Here is an 837-nt window from a genome sequence, read left to right on the forward strand (position 1 = left end):
TCACAATTTCCATTGATATGATTTCGTCCCTTTGCAAACTCGAATTTGGCGTGCTTTACCATATAATGTGTTTTTGTTTCTTCTTGAAAAGTTGTGAGCCTAGCGTTGTGAAAAATCTACCAAATCACTGTAGGATTTGAGATTATCGCTGTAAATCCTACTTTCTATCAGCTCTGAAAAGTTCTTTATAATCGGCAATAGCTCTTTGATCAAGCACTGTTTTACCACTTGCGTATAAACGCTAACCTAGCGGTTTAGCATACCTTCTAACAAAGGAATGGGTGTATAACACGAAGTAAAGACATAGACGTTTTCAGCCTCACGCCCACGCTTACCTCGCACCCTTTTTTCACCTTCTACTACGCAGTTGCTAATGCAAGGAAGCAAAAAGCAACTTTCATCAACTTCAATCTCAGTGCTCATTTTCTAAAGAAACTTCGTTTTGCTAATTTTTCACACTCTTTAAGTGTTAAAATGTGGATTTCCCACAAAATTCTATTCACACAAGCACGAGAAATTTTGCAAAGATCAGCAATGTTTTTCGCCTCTAAATCAATTCTAGCAAAGGGAGGAGACGAAAGGCAAGGTAAAAAATACTTCAAAATTTCCCTAAATTATATCTGCGAAATTATGGAACGGACCTTTGTTTTTCATAGTCGTTAATTTAATAAGTTTTTAATTTGATTTAAGTTTAATTGAGCCTTCTTTTTCACAAGGCCCTCGCAAAGGTGGATCAAAATAAGCTATATCCACTGTTTCAAGCTCTTTTGCTAGCTCATTTGCCTCCTTTTGCACCACTTCGTAATCACAAAAAAAGTTTGAAAAAACAGGCATTTG

The 837-nt window shown here is 36.3% G+C and carries 2 protein-coding genes and 1 pseudogene; all 3 read right to left on the minus strand.

What is annotated here, in order from left to right:
• Positions 1 to 246: 246 nt before the first annotated feature.
• Complete coding sequence (locus tag DMC01_RS14165) at positions 247 to 423, minus strand: hypothetical protein (protein WP_185908971.1); 177 nt, start codon at positions 421 to 423, stop codon at positions 247 to 249.
• A complete protein-coding gene (locus DMC01_RS12615; protein WP_142694528.1) occupies positions 420 to 602 on the minus strand; it encodes a hypothetical protein in 183 nt (60 codons plus the stop codon). The genes DMC01_RS14165 and DMC01_RS12615 overlap by 4 nt, the downstream gene beginning before the upstream one ends.
• 124 nt (positions 603 to 726) lie before the next feature.
• A pseudogene (locus DMC01_RS15555) lies at positions 727 to 837 on the minus strand (DNA adenine methylase); the annotation flags it as partial.

It is taken from the genome of Campylobacter troglodytis, from assembly GCF_006864425.1.
Classification (GTDB): Bacteria; Campylobacterota; Campylobacteria; order Campylobacterales; family Campylobacteraceae; genus Campylobacter_D; species Campylobacter_D troglodytis.

Coding starts and splice junctions, on each gene's coding strand:
- DMC01_RS14165 (WP_185908971.1), bottom strand. CDS start 423: ATGAGCACTGAGATTGAAGTTGATGAAAGTTGCTTTTTGCTTCCTTGC.